Annotated in this window: 15 protein-coding genes; 9 read left to right on the forward strand and 6 right to left on the reverse strand. The window is 70.2% G+C overall.

The features are described from left to right. Nucleotides 1-36: 36 nt before the first annotated feature. From PFX91_RS11580 to cofD, 3 genes are all read right to left on the reverse strand, one after another. On the reverse strand, nucleotides 37-1,272 hold the full coding sequence (locus PFX91_RS11580) for a glycosyl hydrolase family 18 protein (RefSeq protein ID WP_285731493.1): 1,236 nt from the start codon (nucleotides 1,270-1,272) through the stop codon (nucleotides 37-39). A gap of 262 nt (nucleotides 1,273-1,534) precedes the next feature. Continuing rightward, nucleotides 1,535-2,830 (reverse strand): coenzyme F420-0:L-glutamate ligase, encoded by a 1,296-nt coding sequence (locus tag PFX91_RS11585; protein WP_285731494.1) that lies wholly within the window; start codon nucleotides 2,828-2,830, stop codon nucleotides 1,535-1,537. Next, nucleotides 2,827-3,822, reverse strand: a complete 996-nt coding sequence (cofD, locus tag PFX91_RS11590) for a 2-phospho-L-lactate transferase (protein ID WP_285731495.1) — start codon at nucleotides 3,820-3,822, stop codon at nucleotides 2,827-2,829. Before cofD ends, PFX91_RS11585 begins: the two co-directional genes overlap by 4 nt. A gap of 238 nt (nucleotides 3,823-4,060) precedes the next feature. Between cofD and PFX91_RS11595 the strand changes: the two genes are divergently transcribed. The 4 genes from PFX91_RS11595 (at nucleotide 4,061) to PFX91_RS11610 (ending at nucleotide 11,272) form a co-directional block, all read left to right on the forward strand. Continuing rightward, nucleotides 4,061-5,494 (forward strand): mediator complex subunit 15 domain-containing protein, encoded by a 1,434-nt coding sequence (locus PFX91_RS11595; protein ID WP_285731496.1) that lies wholly within the window; start codon nucleotides 4,061-4,063, stop codon nucleotides 5,492-5,494. Nucleotides 5,495-5,733: 239 nt separating this feature from the next. Further along, a complete protein-coding gene (locus PFX91_RS11600; RefSeq protein ID WP_285731497.1) occupies nucleotides 5,734-6,021 on the forward strand; it encodes a WhiB family transcriptional regulator in 288 nt (95 codons plus the stop codon). Nucleotides 6,022-6,316: 295 nt separating this feature from the next. After that, nucleotides 6,317-9,712, forward strand: coding sequence for a glycosyltransferase family 2 protein (locus PFX91_RS11605; protein ID WP_285731498.1), 3,396 nt, complete (start codon nucleotides 6,317-6,319; stop codon nucleotides 9,710-9,712). Nucleotides 9,713-9,715: 3 nt separating this feature from the next. Continuing rightward, nucleotides 9,716-11,272: a DUF5719 family protein gene (locus PFX91_RS11610; protein ID WP_285731499.1), complete on the forward strand. Its 1,557-nt coding sequence runs from the start codon at nucleotides 9,716-9,718 to the stop codon at nucleotides 11,270-11,272. A gap of 12 nt (nucleotides 11,273-11,284) precedes the next feature. Here PFX91_RS11610 and PFX91_RS11615 read toward each other — a convergent pair whose 3' ends face one another. Then, nucleotides 11,285-11,635, reverse strand: a complete 351-nt coding sequence (locus PFX91_RS11615) for a metallopeptidase family protein (RefSeq protein ID WP_285731500.1) — start codon at nucleotides 11,633-11,635, stop codon at nucleotides 11,285-11,287. 271 nt (nucleotides 11,636-11,906) lie between these two features. On the opposite strand from PFX91_RS11615, the gene PFX91_RS11620 reads away from it, so the two are divergent. The 4 genes from PFX91_RS11620 to PFX91_RS11635 all read left to right on the forward strand — a co-directional run bounded on the left by PFX91_RS11620 (nucleotide 11,907) and on the right by PFX91_RS11635 (nucleotide 15,486). Then, nucleotides 11,907-12,296 (forward strand): DUF3499 domain-containing protein, encoded by a 390-nt coding sequence (locus PFX91_RS11620; protein ID WP_285731501.1) that lies wholly within the window; start codon nucleotides 11,907-11,909, stop codon nucleotides 12,294-12,296. Between the two features lie 113 nt (nucleotides 12,297-12,409). Continuing rightward, complete coding sequence (locus PFX91_RS11625; RefSeq protein WP_285731502.1) at nucleotides 12,410-13,777, forward strand: phosphomannomutase/phosphoglucomutase; 1,368 nt, start codon at nucleotides 12,410-12,412, stop codon at nucleotides 13,775-13,777. Between the two features lie 63 nt (nucleotides 13,778-13,840). After that, complete coding sequence (locus PFX91_RS11630) at nucleotides 13,841-14,017, forward strand: Trm112 family protein (protein ID WP_285731503.1); 177 nt, start codon at nucleotides 13,841-13,843, stop codon at nucleotides 14,015-14,017. A 158-nt stretch (nucleotides 14,018-14,175) separates the two neighbouring features. After that, nucleotides 14,176-15,486, forward strand: coding sequence for a protein kinase domain-containing protein (locus tag PFX91_RS11635; protein WP_285731504.1), 1,311 nt, complete (start codon nucleotides 14,176-14,178; stop codon nucleotides 15,484-15,486). 19 nt (nucleotides 15,487-15,505) lie between these two features. On the opposite strand, the gene PFX91_RS11640 is transcribed toward PFX91_RS11635, so the two are convergent. Together PFX91_RS11640 and PFX91_RS11645 are read right to left on the reverse strand one after the other, a co-directional pair. Beyond that, nucleotides 15,506-16,654, reverse strand: a complete 1,149-nt coding sequence (locus PFX91_RS11640) for a hypothetical protein (RefSeq protein WP_285731505.1) — start codon at nucleotides 16,652-16,654, stop codon at nucleotides 15,506-15,508. Nucleotides 16,655-16,770: 116 nt separating this feature from the next. Further along, nucleotides 16,771-17,187, reverse strand: a complete 417-nt coding sequence (locus PFX91_RS11645; protein WP_285731506.1) for a MerR family transcriptional regulator — start codon at nucleotides 17,185-17,187, stop codon at nucleotides 16,771-16,773. A 127-nt stretch (nucleotides 17,188-17,314) separates the two neighbouring features. Between PFX91_RS11645 and ahcY the strand changes: the two genes are divergently transcribed. Next, nucleotides 17,315-18,751, forward strand: a complete 1,437-nt coding sequence (gene ahcY / locus PFX91_RS11650; RefSeq protein ID WP_285731507.1) for an adenosylhomocysteinase — start codon at nucleotides 17,315-17,317, stop codon at nucleotides 18,749-18,751. Nucleotides 18,752-18,827 lie beyond the last annotated feature (76 nt).

Below are 18,827 nucleotides of genomic sequence, written 5' to 3' on the forward strand. Positions count from 1 at the left end.
GGGCAGGAGGAGAAGGGGCCCTTCCACGGCCGCGGATCAACAGGAGCCGACGAGCCTCCAGACGCCCCACTCGCCGGTGGTTCCGGGCTCCTCGCCCAGGGTCCACCACTGGGCGCGGTACTCCGAGCCGTTGTGGGAGACCACGTCGCCGCCGTTGTAGACGGTGCCGGAGGACCAGGCCGGAGCGGTGCAGTCGCCGGGCTCGCCGGGCTCGCCGGGGCCACCACCATCGCCGGGGCCGGTGCCCAGACGCGTCGAGATGGTGTCGGCGAAGGCGTATCCGCTGGTGGCGTCCCAGTTGACGGACCAGGTCATCACGCCGCCGATCGGGCCGTACGGGGTGGACGGCGAGAACGAGCCGCAGTTGGTGCCGGCCTCAAGGCAGTCCAGGGCCCTGACGATCTCGCCGGGGGCCATGTAGCCGCCTCCGGCGGCGGACGGCACCGCGGGCAGGCCCAGGCCCACCTGGCTCGGGCTCAGACCCATCTCCAGTTGGATGCAGGCCAGCGCGGCGACGAAGTCGGGGGTGCCCTGGTGGTACACCTGACCGTCGCATCCCAGCATCGAACCGGAGTTGTAGTACTGCATGTTCACGATGGTGAGGATGTCGGAGATGTTCGACGCCAGCTTGTAGTACTCCCGGTCCGGGCTCTGGAAGTCGATGGTCTGCGGCGCCATCGCGATGATGAGGTCCGGGCCGGCCATACCGCTCAGGTCGCGCAGGGCGCTGGACATGTACTGGGCGTTGATGCCGTGCTCCAGGTCGATGTCGACCCCGTCGAAGCCGTATTCCCGCATCAGCGCGTACGTGGTGTCGGCGAAGTTGCGCGCCTGGGTGGGGTTGGTGACGTCGACGTGTCCCAGTTCGCCGCCCACGGAGATGATCACCTTGCGGCCCTGGGCCTGGATCGCGGCGATGTCGTCGCGGAACTGCCTGTCGGTGTAACCGCCCAGCTCACCGCTTGCCAGGTTGAACGTGATCCCCCCGTCGAGCGAGGGGTGATTGTCGGCGAAGGCGACGGCCACCAGGTTGTACTCGCCGGGGATCTCCGACAACGGCATCACCGTGGACCCGTTGTCGAAGTTGTGCCAGTACCCGGTGAGCCATTGGTCACTCTGCGCGGGCCGGGTCTCGGAGACGGTCTCCACCTCGGTCGGGGCGGGGGAGAGCTGGCCGAAACCGGCGATGAGACCGGCGGCCAACAGCGCGAACGCGCCGGTGAGGGCGGCTTTGGCGCCCTTGGGGGTCTTCCTGTGACGGGACTTGAGCATGTGGGGGCCTCTCGTCGAGCGGGGGAGACGAAGAAGGGCTCGGTGAGCCGTTGAATTGTTAAGAAACCTTAGAGTTGTCTCTCCGTCGCGTCAACGGAAACCGTAAAGATAGTTTGTAGTTTTTCTCCGCACACGATCCACCGGACCATGACCGTCCCCGTTGGGGAGCCGCGGCCACGCGGCGCGGTAAGCGGCCTCTTCGGGGTGACACGTCCTCAAGAGGCCGCGCCCGGTCGGGCGCGGCCTCCCGGCGCACGGTCTCCTAGCGCACCGTGACGAAGTCCTCGGGGTCACGTGGAGGCCTGTCCCGAGGCGCCTCCGCCGCGTGTCCGACGGCCACCGCGCCCATCGGCCGCCATGATCCGGGCACCTCCAACACCTCGCGCACCACGTCGGGGCAGAACATGGTCGAGGAGATCCAGGCCGAGCCCAGGCCCTCCATGGCCAGGCCCACCAGCAGGCTCTGTACCCCCGCTCCCATCGCCACCAGGAACATCGACCGCTCGGCGCCGGCCCGCCGCGCGTCCGGATACGAGTGCGCGCCGTCGGCCACCAGGAACGGCACCACCAGGTACGGCGCCCGACGCAGCACGTCTCCGCGCTTGGTCCGCCGGGCGATCTGCTCCTCGGTGAAGCCGTCCCCGCGCAGGTCCCTCACCCATGCCTGGAGCATCGCGTCCAGCAGCCGTTTGCGCGTCGCCGCCGACTCCACCAGGACGAACCGCCATGGGGTGGTGTGATGAGGGGCCGGTGCGGTCACCGCGGTGGCCACCGCACGTCGTACCGCCTCGGGATCCACGGGATCGTCGGTGAACGACCGCACCGTCCGCCGGGCCGGGACGACCTCCCGCGACCCGTACCGGAACAGGTCGGCGTCGGCCGGACGGATCAGCGCCGCGGCACCCGGTCCGTCCTCCTCGGTGACCATCTCGGCCAGACCGCCGACCACGGCGACCGGGATCCCGCTCGTCTTGCCCTTGACCAGTTCGCCCGCCGCGGCGATCTCGTCGGCCACGGCGTTGACGGTCGCCTCCATCAGGTTGCCGTGGGTGTCGGTGGTGCCCCGCAGGTCCTGTACCGGGGCCAGTCCGGCCACCCCGATGGCCACGTCGGTCTGTCCCACCCGCCAGGGCCGCCCGAAGGTGTCGGAGATGATCACTCCGACGTTGACCCCCAGGCGCTCACGCAGCCCGGCGCGCAGGGCACGGGCAGAGGCGTCGGAGTCCTCCGGGAGCAACAGGACCGTGCCCGGTTCGACGTTGGAGGCGTCCACCCCGGCGGCGGCCATGACCAGGCCCTGCCGGGTCTGCACGATCCTCGTCCTGCCGGCACGGGCGACCACCCGCACGGTCTCGGAGTCGATGGCCTCCTCGCGGTCCATACGGCGGGCACGTCCCTCGGCCTTGCTGACGATCTTGGAGGTGACGACGAGGACGTCCCCCTCGGCCGGTGGGACGCCGGAGGCCTCCACGGCGTCGGCGATCAGGGAGGCCAGGTCGTCGCCGGCTCGCACCTCGGGGATCCCCCTGAGCCCGCGCACGCGCAGTTCGGCGTTCACCGACGCTCCTCCTTCTCCTTCTTCCCCGCCAGTTCCACCGCCAGGTCGACGGCGGCGCGGGCGATCGCCTCGGTGGCGATGGGGTCGCTCATGTACAGCGGGAGCGCGCGTACGTCGACGCCCTCCACCTCGGTACCGGCGTCGGCCTCGTCCACCAGCCAGCCGTCCAACAGGTCGGCGCCCAGGTGTGCGGCGACCGCTCCGGCACTGGTCTCCACCCCGATCGCGCGCAGACAGGCGTCGGCCATGCCGCGCACCGGCGCGCCGCCGATGATGGGGGACACCCCCACCACGGTCTTGGCGGTCATGGCCTCCCGGATGCCGGGGACGTTCAGGATCGATCCCACGCTGACCACCGGGTTGGACGGGGGAAGGATGACCGCGTCGGCCTCGGCGATCGCGGCCAGTACTCCGGGGGCGGGGGTGGACTCCTCCGCACCGACGCCGACGATCTGCTCCGCCGGCAGCGCGGCCCGGTGTTTGATCCACCACTCCTGGAAGTGGATGGCCCGCCGCCCACGCTCGTCGGCGACCACCACATGGGTCTCGACCTGGTCGTCGGTCATCGGCAGCAACCGCACCCCCGGTCGCCAACGGTCGCACAGCGCCTCGGTGATCGCGGACAGCGGGTAGCCGGCCGCGAGCATCTGCGTCCGTACGATGTGGGTCGCGGTGTCGCGGTCCCCCAGTCCGAACCACGTGGGCTTCATCCCGTAGGCGGCGAGTTCCTCCTTGACGGTGAAGGTCTCCTCGTTCCTGCCCCAGCCCTGCTCCTCGTTGATCCCTCCTCCCAGGGTGTACATCACCGTGTCCAGATCCGGGCAGATCCTCAGCCCGAACAGAGTGATGTCGTCACCGGTGTTGCCGATGACGGTGATGCCGTTGTCTGTGGGCTGTTCCTCGGTGGCGGTCGTGCCGGTTCCGAGTACGGCCCTGAGGCCGAGGAGGAACCGCGCGCCGCCGATACCACCAGCCGGTACGACTATCCGCATGCGTTCAAGTCTGGCAGTCTGGGTGTGTGTATGATCCGTCTGCCCCGCAGCGGGCGCGGTGCATATGTGACCGTTCCGGTACCGGGTGTTCACGAACTCCCGGACCTCGGTCGTCATCCCACCTTTCGGCCCGGCCGGTGTCCCCACTCTCCTGCCCGGACGCGGCCGACCCACCTGACAGCCCGACGCCGCTTCCACCGACGTGACGGCGAAGCAGCAGCGTAGAGGGGAACCTCTCTTGAAGAACGAAACACTGGAACGCCTGCGCCTGCCCGGGGCCTGGGCCCTGCTCGCGGCCGCGGGCGTGCTCATGCTCTCCGGGCTCATCCAGGTCATCGTCCTGTCCAGTTCCAGCGACTGGCATCAGGGCACCTCCTTCGCCGGCGCCATGTACGGGGCCGGGGCCGCCCACTTCTTCGGTGTGGGGATCACTGTCCTCATCGCCGCCGCCGTACTCTTGGTCCTGAGCAGCGACGGAACCCGCTCCGCCGCGTCGCCGGTCGTGCTGACCGCGATGATCGTCACCGGGGTGGGACTGCTCTTCTGCCTGATCACGGTGATCTGCGGATTCATCGGGGCGATCAACGCCGGACACGGCCTGGCGAGGATGCTGGAGACGGTCGCTCAGGGAGCGGTGCTCGGTTTCGTGGGCTTCGCGACCATGAAGGCCTACAACGACCCCACCCTCGTCCCCCGGGCGACGCCGCAGCACCAGGGTGTCTACCCGCAGCAGTTCCCGCCCGCCACCGGCGCGCAGCAGTCCTTCGCCCAGCCGGGATACCCCGCGCAGGACCCCTCCGCCCAGGTTCCGGCCGATCCCGCCCAGTCCTATGGTCAGCAGTACGGTACGGGCGCCCAGCAGGCCTATGGCCAGCAGTACGGTGCCGATGCGGGTGCGCAGCAGCAGTACGGCACGGATGCCCAGCAGGCTTACGGTCAGCAGTACGGTGCCGATGCGGGTGCGCAGCAGCAGTACGGTACGGGCGCTCAGCAGGCTTACGGTCAGCAGCAGTATGGGGCGGACGCCTCGGGGCAGCAGGCTTATGGCCAGCAGTACGGTGCGGACGCGGGTGCGCAGCAGCAGTACGGTACGGGCGCTCAGCAGGCTTATGGCCAGCAGTACGGTGCCGATGCGGGTGCGCAGCAGCAGTACGGTACGGGCGCTCAGCAGGCCTATGGTCAGCAGCAGTATGGGGCGGACGCCTCGGGGCAGCAGGCTTATGGCCAGCAGTACGGTGCGGACGCGGGTGCGCAGCAGCAGTACGGTACGGGCGCTCAGCAGGCTTACGGTCAGCAGCAGTATGGGGCGGACGCCTCGGGGCAGCAGGCCGCCTACGGCCAGCAGGGGGAGTACTCCTACGACTCCTCCCAGTACGCTCCGCAGAGCACCGAACAACAGGCCACCTCAGGCGAGCAGGCCGCCCAGGACGCGATCCAGTACGGCTGGTACCAGGGGGCCGACCAGGGCCAACAGGCGCAGGGCGCTCCCGCCGAGGGCGGAGTTGATCCTTTCTTTAACTCCGGTGAGAACACCGGTAACGAGACGCCCGGACAGGGCGGGGGATCGTACGGAGGCCAGTACGGTTCGGGGACCGGATACGGCTCTGAACAGCAAGGACAGAGTGGATCCGGTGGTCAGCAGGGCTGGTACGGCAACGACGGCCAGCGCTGACCCCGACCTCGGGATCCCGTGCTCGCCGTCGCCTTGGAAGGTCGTGAATTGCGTGATAACCCACAGAACGGACATGGTGGAACCGCTGTCGGCGGTTTGCCTCGCGATATTCAGGGGACTACCACGCAGGGCGCTTGACTCTCAGCAAGCGTTCCACGTGTAATTTCAAGGTGGGATTCCACCCGGCCCGGGGGACGAAAAGGGCCGGGGACATCTATGGGGGGCAACAGGAGGTGCGCATGAGCGAGGTCATCCCGCTGGCGCACGGCTCGGACGAAGATCTGGGCTGGCAGGAACGTGCCCTGTGCGCGCAGACCGACCCGGAGGCGTTCTTCCCCGAGAAGGGCGGCTCGACACGGGAGGCCAAGAAGGTCTGCCAGTCGTGCGAGGTGCGTGCGGAGTGCCTGGAGTACGCGCTGGAGCACGACGAACGCTTCGGTATCTGGGGAGGACTTTCCGAACGCGAGCGCCGGAGGCTCAAGAAAGCCGCCGGAGGGGATTTCGATTTCCTGGCGGACGTGCTCTGAGAGTGCGTAGGAGACGCGCGCCCGGGCCCTGTGCCCGGGCGCGCGTCTTTGCCCGCACCCTTCGGTGGTGGTCGCTGCTGACGTCGGACGTCGCCCGTGGTGGGAATGCACCGATATGGGCTGACCGGTTCCTCGCGCGACGAATAGGTCCGTAATGGTGTCGGGTGGCGTATCGTGATGTCCCGCGCTCGTGAGTCGCGCCCGGTGTGCGCACGAGCCCGCCGACCCTGTCGGTGGATCCACGGATCCGAGCGCGGGATCGCACCCCTTCCCTCGGAGAGAACCCACCACAGCCGTGCTTGACCACGATTTCGCCCGACACGTCGTCACCGCTGTCATCGTGTCCCACGACGGCGCCCGCTGGCTGCCCGAGACGCTGGAGGCGCTGCGCGCCCAGTCCAGGCCCGTGCAGCGTGCCGTCGCCGCGGACACCGGCAGCACCGACGGCAGCGCCGACATCCTGGCCGAGTTCCTGCCCTCCGAAGCCGTCGTCGAGATGCCCGCCCGCACCGGATACGGCGACGCCGTCCGCGCGGCCCTGAGGCTCCCCCGTTCCACCAGTGCGGTACGGGGCTTCGACGAGGACGCCACCGAGTGGATCTGGCTCGTCCACGACGATCTCGTCCTCGACGCCGACGCCCTCGCCCACCTGCTCGCCGCGGCCGACCGGGATCCCCGTGCCGCGGTGCTGGGGCCCAAGCTGCGCGACTGGTTCGACCGCCGGCTCCTGGTCGAGGTCGGCGTGACCATCGACGGGGCGGGCCGGCGTGAGACCGGGCTCGAACAACGCGAGTTCGACCACGGCCAGCACGACGGCACCCGCCAGGTCCTGGCCGTGTCCAGCGCGGGCATGCTCGTCCGCCGCGACGTGTGGGACAGACTCGGCGGGTTCGATCCGGCCCTGCCCCTGTTCCGCGACGACATCGACTTCTGTTGGAGGGTGGGCGGGGCCGGACTGCGCGCCCTGTTGGTCACCGACGCGGTCGCCTACCACGCCGAGGCCTCCGCCCGTCGCCGACGGCCGATCACCGCGACCCGGAACCACCCACGCCGGGTGGACCGCCACCACGCCGTCTTCGTGTTGCTGGCCAACCTGCCGACAGGCGGCATGCTGGGCGCGTTGCTCCGCAACTCCGTGGCCTCGCTCCTGCGAGTGCTGATGTACCTGCTCGTCAAGCAGCCCGCCAACGCCCTGGACGAGGCCGCCGCCATCACGATGGTGTACCTGCGTCCCTTCCGGCTGGTACGCGCCCGTTTCCGGCGACGACGGGACCGCCGTCGTACCTACAGCGCCATCCGCCCCTTCCTCGCGCGCGGCGTGGCCATGCGCCAGTTCCACGACGTGGTCACCGGATTCCTGTCCGGTGAGCCCGTGAGCAACACCCCCGGACGCCACCAGGCCGTCACCGTCCCACCCGCCGAGGACGACGACGAGGCGCTCACCGACGACACGGGCTTCGTACGCCGGGTCCTCCTCAGGCCCGGCGTGCTGCTGATCATCGGCCTGACCCTGGTCACGGTGATCGCCGAGCGATCCCTGCTCTTCGGCGACCTCCTCGCGGGCGGCGCCCTGCCCCCGGTGGCGGGTACCGCCCGTGACATGTGGGACCTGTACCTGTCGAGCAGCCCCGACAGCGGGCTCGGTTCCGGCGCTCCGGTCCCGCCCTACGTCGGACTGCTCGCCCTGGCCTCCACCCTCACCCTGGGCAAGCCCTGGCTCGCCGTCACCGTCCTCCTGTTGGGCTGCGTTCCCCTGGCCGGACTGACCTCCTACCTGCTCGCCAGGCAGGTACTGGGCTTTCGTCCCGCGCGACTGTGGATGGCCGCGGTCTACGCGCTGCTTCCCGTGGCCACCGGAGCCGTGGCGCAGGGCCGTGTGGGCACCGCCCTGGTCCACGCCCTTCTGCCGGTGATGGGTCTGCTGCTGGTGAGACTGGTGTCGATGCCGCCCGGACCCTCGCGTCGCGCGGCCTGGGGACTGGGTCTGCTCTTGACGGTGGCCACCGCGTTCGTGCCGATGGTGTGGCTGTTGTCCCTGGTCACCGGTCTGTTGGTGGCGGTGTCCTTCGGCCACCTGGGGCGGCGGGTGTACGTGAGCGTCGCGCTGAGTCTGACCGTTCCCCTGCTGCTTCTGCTGCCGTGGTCGCTCGAACTGCTCCTGCGTCCCACCCTGTGGCTGCTGGAGGCGGGGTTGCACCGACCCGAGTCGTCGGCCCCGGGGGCCGCCCCCCACGAGCTGCTCCTGCTCTCCCCGGGAGGCCCGGGTACGCCGCCGTTCTGGGTCACCGTCGGGTTCGCGGTCGCGGCGCTGTGCTCCCTGCTGCTGTTGCGCAACCGCATGCTGGTCGCCGCGGGCTGGTCGATGGCCCTGTTCGGGATCCTGGTCGCCATCCTGACCAGCAGGATCGTCGTGGAACCCTCTTTCGGAGGCCCGCCGGCACCGGTCTGGCCCGGCGTGGCCCTGTCCTTCGCCGCCACGGCCGTGTTGCTGTCGGCGGCGACCGCGGCACGTTCCTTCGGTGAGATGTTCCAGAGGGGAGGGACACGGCGGGTCTTCGCCCTGACGGTGGGCGCGCTCGCCCTGACCACCCCGCTCTGCGCCGCCCTCGTGTGGATGTGGGAGGGCGTCCAGGGCCCTCTCACCGGACATGCCGACGCCACCGTCGCCGGGGCCCTGTCCAGTGTCGCCGAGGACGGGACCGGGCCGCGTACCCTCATCCTCACCTCTGACGGTCGGGGCGCGGTGGACTACGTGGTGGTGCGCGGAGACCAACCCCGCCTGGGCGAGGAACGCCTCGTACCGGAGCCGCGGACACGCGAGGTCATGGACCGGGCCGTGGCGGAGCTCACCGCGGGTCAGGGCGGAGACCAGACGCACGTCCTGGCGGATCTCGGCGTCATGTACGTGCTCTACCCGCGGCCCCGGGTCGGCGTGCCCTCCGACGTGACGATGGTCGACACCCTGGACGGCACACCCGGACTCGAACGACGGTCGCTGTCGCGGCACTACGCCCTCTGGAGGCTCGGCACGCCCACCGGTGCTCTGCGCGTGGTCTCCGAGAGCGGTGAGTCCGAGACCCTCACGGTGGAGGGCTCGGGCGGGGAGATGACGGCCGAGGTCCCCGACGGCGCCACCGGCAGACGCCTGGCCCTGGCGGAGAGTGCCGACAGTGGCTGGCGGGCCACCCTGGACGGCGTGGAACTGACCCCGGTGAACGCCGAGAACGGCACCCAGTCCTGGGCGCTGCCGGTACAAGGCGGCCGGGTGCACGTCCGGCACATCGACCACGCGCACACGGCGTGGCTGCTCGCCCAGGGCGTCCTGGGCCTGGTGGTCGTGGTCCTCGCCGCGCCCGGTGTGCGCACGGAGGAGGAGTCGCGGCTGATCGCCTCCACTCCCACCCCCCGACCACGGCGACCGGAGGGGTTGCGCAGGGCCTCGCGTCGCAGAGCACCGACCAGGGCCGCACGGGAAGGCGACCCCGGCGCACGGAGCGCCGACGACGAGAGTTCCGAGAGCGCCAGGAGCACCGGATCCACAAGTGAGGGCGAGACCACCGGGGCCGTCCCCGCGGTCCGGGGCAGGGGGCGCCGTAGGGGGACCCGGGGCACCGGACGGCGCCGCGCGGCCGGCAGGCGCAGAGCGGGCGACGGAGACGCCGGGGCCTCCGGTGCCGGGCGGGAGGAGTAGGACGTGCGGCTGATCGTGGAGAACCGCTTCGCGCTGTTCGGTCTGGTCGGGCTGGCCTTGGCCGCGTTGTTCGGTGTCGCGTTCGTGGTCCGCCCCGTGACGGCCGAACTCGGTGTCACCGAGCCGGACACGGTGCGCCCGGACCACGCGGTGCGGGTGTGCCCCGCGCCGCACGGTCCGGGAGAGGCGACCGTGGCGGCCTTCGCTCCCAGAGTGGGACGTGACGACGAAGGCAGGCTGTGGGCCGAGACGGTCCCCGCCGCCCCGGAGGACGGCGAGGAGGAGAGGGCGGAGGCGGGCGTGCCGGTCGGCGAGGAACCGACCGAACCCGGCCGTGTGTGGAGGGCGGACACCGCGGAGGCCGCCGATCCCCTCGTGATCCGGGCACAAGGCTCCCTGGCCTCGGGTCTGGACGCGGCCCAGATCACCCTGTCCGACGACTCGGCCACCGAGGTGCGCTGCGCGGAACCCTCCATCGGCACCTGGTTCGCCCTGCCGGGAGGCGACGACGAGGACGGCGGAGGGCTCGACTCGCTCACCGTCCATCTGACCAACCCCGAGGAGTCCCGGGCCACGGTGAGCGTGGACGTCTACACCGAGGGAGGCCCCTCCTACTCGCCCGAGAGCCGAGGCATCTCCCTGCCCGCCGGTGAGTCGACCGTGCTGGAACTGACCGCGCTGGTCCAGAGCACCGGTGCGGTCGGCGTGCACGTGCGCACCAGCACGGGGCGGGTCGCCGCCTCCCTGCTCGCCGAGCACGACTCCGGTTCCGGGGACTGGGTGCCCCCCACGGCCGCGCCCGCGAAGGAACATGTGATCCCCGGGGTCCCCGGGGGAGACGGTCGTCGCCGTCTGCTCGTGGCCGCCCCCGGCGACGATCCGGTGGAGGTACGTGTCCACACCGTCTCCTCCGCGTCGGAGGACGGGGAGGAGACGGAGGAACCCGCACAGGAGGACGGCCGAGGGACGGGGACCGCGGAGGATCCGACCGTGCTCAACGTTCCCCCGGCCGCGTCGGCCTGGCTCACGCTGGAGAGCGTTCTGGGCGGTGAGGCGGGGACGGTCGTGGTGGAGTCCGACGCGCCCGTGGTCGCGGGCGTGGCCGTGGAGGCGGTCGACGGTGAGGGCGAGGTGGTGGAGACCGCCTACACGTCCGCCGTGCCGCCCCTGCGCTTTCCGTTGGACACCACCGCGATCCTGCCCGACGTTCCCGAGGGGGCCGACACCCACGTGCTCTTGGGGGCGGTCGGGGCGGACGTCACGTTGGTGGCCACCCCGATCGGTGTCGACGGCACCCAGGGAGACGCCGTGCGCGTGGAGGTCCCCGCCGGGACCACGATGGCGTTCGGGGCGGGGGAGGAAGGTTGGCGAGCCCCCTCGGGCACCGACTCCCAGGGCGGTCACACCGTCCGACTGGAACTGCTGGAGGGGTCGGCGCCGGTGTACGTCGCGCGCGTGCTGCGCGACGGGGAGGCGCTGAGCGTGCTACCGGTGCGGCCCGCCCCGGTGCGGATCGCGCTTCCCGTGGTGCGCGACAGCATGGTGGGGGTCGTCCCCTGACGGCGGAGTCGTTCAGCTCTCCGGGTCCACCGACTCCGGTTCCACCCCGAGCAGGTTGGCGACCTCCTCCACGACCGTCTCGTGGACGAGGAGGGCCATCTCCTCGGGGTCCTTCGTCCGGATCTCCACCGGACGTCGGTACACCACGATGCGTGCCCGGCCCGCGGGGTCGAGTTCCAGTCGCGAGAACGGGATCGACTCGGTCGACAGGCCGCGAAGGGGGACGGGGGGAACGTCCTCCACGAGGAAGTCGACATTGGCCAGTTCACGTGCCCACAGGCGTTCCAGGCGTTCGACGGCGTCCAGCACAAGGTCGTCGAAAGCCTGCGCCCGGCTGCGGAAAACCGGCAGGTCAGACGGCACGAGAGGACCGCGGATACCGCGTCCCCGGCGGTCCCGGCGCCGTACTCGGTCTGGTTGGCCACTGGAAAGGCGCACTCGTCGCACACTTCGAGACTAAGCCATCACGCGCCTGAGGCGTAGTCCCATCGTCCCGCGGGGCCGGCGGCCTCCGCGGGCCCCTCGGGAACGGACGTTCCGGGATCGGCGCGCGGAGGCCGCGAAGAGGCGGAAACGGACCAGGTCATGGAACGATGCTGGCGTGTCCCTCAGTAAAGGCATACAGTCGAACGCTGTGAGCCCTGTTCGACGCTGCTCCCGTACCGCCTGTAGGCAGCCTGCCGTCTTCACGCTCACGTACGTCTACGCAGACTCGACGGCCGTCCTCGGCCCTCTCGCCGCCTACGTGGAACCGCACTGCTACGACCTCTGCGCCATGCACGCCGACCGGTTGACCGCTCCGCGAGGCTGGGAGGTCGTGCGGCTTCCGGTCGAGACGGTGGGCGGTGGCCCCGGCAGTGACGACCTGGAGGCTCTCGCGGACGCGGTACGTGAGGCGGCTCGCCCGCCTGCGCGCAGGAACCCCTCCGAGAGCGAGTCCGCCGAGACGCTGCGCCGTGGACATCTGCGTGTGGTCAGGTCCGACCCCGCCCGTGGGGAGCCGCCCCGCAATCCCGGCGGTTGACACCTCCGTGATGCGGATGGGTCCCCACGGGAACGGCTTGCTAGTTTTGTACCGCGCGCGGCCCCGCCGCGCGGGACCGAACGCGGAGCAGAACCGAGCTGGCCGGAGAAGACGTGGCTGACCTCGCAAGCATCTTCAAGGCGTATGACGTGCGCGGTGTGATACCCGACACCCTCGACGCGGACATCGCAAGGGCGATCGGAGCGGCGTTCGCCCGTGTGGTCGGCGGGGAGGCCGTCGTCGTCGCACACGACATGCGACCATCCTCGCCGGAACTGGCCACCGCCTTCAGTGAGGGGGTCACCGGGCAGGGCCTCGACGTGGTGTTCGCCGGACTCGGTTCCACCGACCTGCTCTACTACGGTTCGGGACATCTGGACATGCCCGGGGCGATGTTCACCGCCAGCCACAACCCGGCCCAGTACAACGGCATCAAGATGTGCCGTGCCGGAGCCTCGCCCATCAGTGGTGAGAGCGGATTGGACGAGATCCGCCGCTTGGCGGAGGAGGCCCTGGCCGGCAAGGACGTCCTCGCCCACGACGGTCCCCCGGGGACCGTCACCGAGCGCGACCTCCTGCCCGGGTACGCCTCCTATCTGCGCGAACTGGTCGACCTGTCCGGCATCCGACCGCTCAAGGTCGTGGTGGACGCGGGTAACGGCATGGGAGGCCACACGGTCCCCGCCGTCCTCGACGAGGGTCTGCCGTTGGAGATCGTCCCTCTCTACTTCGAGTTGGACGGCACCTTCCCCAACCACCCCGCCAACCCCCTGGACCCCGCCAACCTGGTCGATCTCCAGGAGAGGATCCGTCAGACCGGCGCCGACATCGGACTGGCCTTCGACGGCGACGCCGACCGCTGCTTCGTCGTGGACGAGAACGGCGACGCGGTGCCGCCCTCGGCCATCACGGCCCTCGTCGCCGCGCAGGAGCTGGAGAAGGAACCGGGCGCCACGGTGATCCACAACCTCATCACCTCCCAGGCCGTGCCCGAGATCGTGCGTGAGAAGGGCGGCACGCCCGTACGCACCCGTGTGGGCCACTCCTTCATCAAGGCCACCATGGCCGAGACCGGGGCGATCTTCGGCGGGGAGCACTCCGCCCACTACTACTTCCGTGACTTCTGGCGGGCCGACACGGGGATGCTCGCGGCGATGCACGTCCTGCGGGTCCTGGGCTCCGACGAGCGACCGCTCTCGCGGATCGCCGAGGAGTACTCGCGCTACGCCGGGTCCGGCGAGATCAACTCCGAGGTCGCCGACGCCTCCGGGCGCATGGCGGCGGTGCGGGAGGCCTTCGCCGGACGGGACGGCGCCACCATCGACGAGCTCGACGGTCTCACCGTCTCCCTTCCCGACGGCTCGTGGTTCAACGTGCGCGCCTCCAACACCGAGCCGCTCCTGCGGCTCAACGTGGAGGGGCCGGACGAGACGTCCATGGCCGCTCTGCGTGACGAGGTGCTGGCCATCGTCCGCGCCTGACCGGGCATCATGGTGGGGAGGGCCGCACGGCCCTCCCCACCCACCACACGAGGAAGCGAGCACATGAGCACGAAGATCGACGACTGGCTGTTGGAGATCCTGGCCTGCCCGCAGAGCCAGGCACCGCTGCGCCACGACCCCGAGAAGGACGAACTGGTCTGTGACGAGAGCGGTCTGGCCTACCCCATCCGGGACGGCATTCCGGTCCTGCTGGTCGACGAGGCGAGGAGAATCGGTTGAGGTCGAGGGGAACGCCACGGGCTTTCCCGCAGTCATAACGTGTGCGGCGGGGTGGGGGCCTCCCCTCTCGGCCACGGTGGGACGCGTCCTCGCGTTCCCCGCAACCCGTACCCTGTTGCTGCGTGCCCCTCTCACGACGACCTCCCTGGAGAACATCGATGCCCGGTCCAGAATCGCTACAGCCGAGCGACCCCTCCGCGTTCGGTGAGTACAGCGTGACCGGACGCCTGGGCAAGGGCGGCCAGGGCATCGTCTACCTCGCGGAGAACGCGGACGGAGAGAAGTTCGCGATCAAGGTCCTCAACGACCAGTGGTCGCGCGACACCGATCTGCGCAAGCGGTTCGAAAAGGAGGTCCGAGCGGCACAGAAGGTCGCCTCCTTCTGTACCGCCGCGGTCATCGAGGCCCAACTCGACAGCGATCCGCCCTACGTCGTCAGCGAGTTCGTGCCGGGCAAGGACCTTCAGGAGACCATCGCCAAGGGGAGCACCCAGAAAGGCTCCACCCTGCAACGGCTCGCGGTCTCCACGGCGACCGCGCTGGTGGCCATCCACAAGGCCGGTATCGTCCACCGCGACTTCAAACCCGGCAACGTGCTGCTGGGGCCGGACGGGCCCCGCGTCATCGACTTCGGTATCGCCCGGGTCGACGACGGCACCGCCACCATGACCAACTCGATCGTCGGCACGCCCTCCTACATGGCGCCCGAGCAGATCGAGGGACGCGGTATCACCGACAAGTGCGACATCTTCGCCTGGGGTTGCGTCATCGCGTTCGCTTCCACCGGACGAGCCCCGTTCGGTTCCGACACCGTTCCCGCGGTCGTGCACCGCGTGGTCAGCGCGCCTCCGGACCTGACCGGTATGGACGAGGCGCTGCGGCCGATCGTCGAGGAGTGTCTGGACAAGGACCCCGACAAGCGGCCCAACGCCCAGACCCTGCTCATGCGTCTGTTGGGCCACGACGACCCGGAGACGTCCTCGCCGTCCACCGATGACGCGGTCCGCCAAGGCGAGAAGATCGCGCAGACCGGCCTGATCACCGGAGGACAGTCGTCCTTCCGAACCGGACACCCGCACAGCGGTCCGCAGCCGGGCGCCGTCGGCTACTCCCCCCAGGGAGCGCCCGGTCCGCGTCCGGGTGTGCCCGGACACCCGATGAGTTCCGACCCACGCCAGGGTTTCGGGCACCCCGGCACGTCCAACCCACGCCCGGGCATGCCGGGCCATCCGGGCACCTCCAACCCGCGTCCGGGCGTTCCCGCCTATCCGCTCCCTCCGCACGGAGCGCCCCACGCGGGGAACCCGATGGCGACCAACATGAACCCCAACCAGACCTACGCCCGTCCCATGCCGCGCCCCGCCGAACGGGAATCGGTGCTCCAGCAGGGATGGGTCATCCCGGCGGTCCTCATCACCATCGTGATCCTGCTGCTGGTCCTGCTCCTGATCATGCTCAGCGGCAACTGAGCGCGTCGGCGGACCCCGGTCAGACCTGGGTGAGCGTTCTCATGGCCCGGGACACGGCCTCGTCCACCAGGTCGTGGACGCGGGGCCAACGGTCGTCCGCGCTGTCCGTGGGCATCACGGCCACGTCGTCGGTCCCCGACATCCTCAGCGCGTCGCGCGTCCCCTCAGGGGTGGTGATCCGCGCGTGGGCGGTGACCGCGAGCACGCCCGTGTTCGGACGTCCCACCTCCTGGACCACCACGAACAGGCGCAACGAGGCGCCGTCCGCGGACAGCTCCAGCGCCGTCCACCAGTGCGCCGCTCCCGGCGTCAGCAGTGTGTCGGCCACCTCCGAGGCGGTCGTCCCCGGTTCCGAGCCGTCCGATCCCCCCGAGTACACCGAGGTGTGCGACTCGGGATCCAGGGACCGGAGGATCAAGGCCACCGACTCCCGGCACGAGCGCACGTAGTCCAGTACGCGTCGGCGGATCACCGTGGCCAGCGAGGACGCCGGGGTGTGCGGCTCGGTGGCGGGCTCGGAGGTCCAGCTCAGTTCCTCCAGCAGCGCGCCGGTCGTCATCCGGGCGAAGTGACGTGACAGTTCCACGAGGCGTTCGTCGGGGCCGAGCCCGACCCAGGGAGGAGGGGAGAGGGGGTCGGGCAGCAGTGGAGGGAAGTCCGCCCGTCGTAGCGTCAGCGAGGCGAGCACCCACGGCAGCGCCCACACGTGCGTGCCGGCCTCGTCCGGCGGCTCCCGCTCGTCCAGCACCGTCACGCACTCGGCGTAGGTGCGGGCCGCGCGTACGACCGGGTGGACGGGCGCCGCGGCGGCCCGCGCCACCCGCAGGGCCTGTTCGGAGTCCAGCGGGCCTCTGCGGGGGCGCGAGGGGGAATCGGGTGACAGGTCGCCGATGCGTTCGGAGAGCTGGACGACGAACGCCGCGGTGATCGGTCGGCCGGCGGCCCCGCCCGCGGCCAGGGACACCATCAACTCCTCCAGGGCGGGGCCCGCGCCCCACTCCCGGACACGGCGGTGCGCCAGTTCCTTCCACGCCGCCTCGCGCACGTCCGGGGACTGGCTCCGGCGGTGCTGGGCCCAGATGTCCCGCAGCCGGTCGACGTCCATGAGCTCCTCGTGCACCAGGTCCCGCGTCCGGTCCAGGTCCGCACTGCAACGTAGCGTCTTCACGCTGTGTTCCGTAGCCAGTGGACAGTCGGCCAAAACATGCCGGATGGTCATGGATGTGGCCGTTACCGGACGCGCTCGCGTGTGAACCCCGAGGGTCGGCCGGCGGCGACGGTGGCTCAGGGGCGACGGCCGTGCAACAGCCGCATCGCCTTCTCCTTCTCGAAGTCGAGGGCTCGTGTGGGGGCGGCGGCGAGCCTGCCCAACCGCTCTCCATGGGAGCGCACCCGGGCCAGGGTCTCGGGTTCGGCCAGAACACGCAGGGCGAAGGCCAGAGCCGTGGGCGGGATGTCGAACTCGCGCTCCAACGCCAGGCCCGTGGCGATCGTGCGCAGATCCTCCTCGGTGAACCTGCGGTGGCGGTGCCCCCTCCCGGTGGGCTGCTCCTGGGTGCGGGGAAGGAGACCCAGCCCTTCCCGGTAGCGCAGCATGCGCGGAGTGGTCCCCACCCGCTCGGCGGCCGTGGAGATCGGCACGGCCCTGGGCGGCCAGGAGGACCGGTCGGACGGGGTCGGGGTGTCGTCGGCAGCGGCCATGACGCGACCCTAGCCGAGTGGTACCGCCAGGAAGAACAAAACTGACGAACGAATGTCAGGTTCGCGCCCATGGGGTGGTCGCAGCCCTAGAATCGGTGACGACACGACCATCACGAGTGAGGAACGCATGGCTTTCGACTTCAAGGTCGCCGATCTCTCCCTGGCCGACTTCGGACGAGACGAGATCAGGCTCGCCGAGCACGAGATGCCCGGTCTCATGGCCACCCGTGCCGAGTACGGCGACAGCAAACCGCTCCGGGGCGCGCGCATCATGGGTTCGCTGCACATGACCGTCCAGACCGCGGTCCTCATCGAGACCCTGGTGGCCCTGGGCGCCGAGGTGCGCTGGGTCAGCTGCAACATCTTCTCCACCCAGGACCACGCCGCCGCCGCGGTCGTGGTCGGTCCCGACGGCACCCCCGAGGACCCCCGGGGCGTGCCCGTCTTCGCCTGGAAGGGCGAGACCCTCGAAGAGTACTGGTGGTGCACCGAGCAGGCGCTGACCTGGCCGGGCGCAGAGGGCCCCAACATGATCCTGGACGACGGTGGTGACGCCACCATGCTGGTCCACAAGGGCGCCGAGTACGAGAAGGCGGGGGCGGTCCCCTCGCCCGACAGCGCCGACAGCGAGGAGATGGGCGTCGTCCTGCGTCTCCTCAAGGCCAGTCTGGAGCGAGAGCCCGGCAAGTGGACCAAGATCGCCAAGGGCATCCAGGGCGTGACCGAGGAGACCACCACCGGTGTGCTCCGCCTGTACGAGATGCGCCGTGAGGGCACTCTGGCCTTCCCCGCGATCAACGTCAACGACTCCGTCACCAAGAGCAAGTTCGACAACAAGTACGGCATCCGCCACTCGCTGCCCGACGGCATCATGCGCGCCACCGACGTGCTCATCGGAGGCAAGGTCGCCGTCGTCTGCGGTTACGGCGACGTCGGCAAGGGGTCGGCCGAGGCCCTGCGTGGGCAGGGTGCCCGGGTCATCGTCACCGAGATCGACCCGATCAACGCCCTCCAGGCGGCCATGGACGGCTACCAGGTCACCCTCCTGGAGGACGTGCTCGACATCGGTGACATCTTCATCACCACCACCGGTAACTTCAACGTGATCATGGCCGACCACATCGCCCGGATGAAGCACCAGGCGATCATCGGCAACGTCGGTCACTTCGACAACGAGATCGACATGGCGGGCCTGGCGAAGATCCCCGGCATCGTCAAGAAGGAGATCAAGCCGCAGGTCCACGAGTGGACCTTCCCCGACGGCAAGTCCGTGCTGGTGCTCTCGGAGGGTCGACTGCTCAACCTGGGCAACGCCACCGGCCACCCCAGCTTCGTGATGTCCAACAGCTTCACCAACCAGGTCATCGCGCAGATCGAACTGTTCACCAAGCCCGACGAGTACCCGATCGACGTGTACACGCTGCCCAAGCTCCTGGACGAGAAGGTCGCCCGTCTGCACCTGGAGGCGCTCGGCGTCAAGCTGACCGAGCTCACCAAGGAGCAGGCCGCCTACATCGGAGTGGACGTGGAGGGCCCGTACAAGCCCGACCACTACCGGTACTAGGCGTCCGGGCCTTCGCCCGGCCCCCGGGTGCGTTCGAGCACCGGCGGGGGCCGGGCGGGGTGACTCGGGCGCCGAG

The sequence above is a fragment of the Nocardiopsis sp. ATB16-24 genome (assembly GCF_030271535.1).
Taxonomy (GTDB): domain Bacteria; phylum Actinomycetota; class Actinomycetes; order Streptosporangiales; family Streptosporangiaceae; genus Nocardiopsis.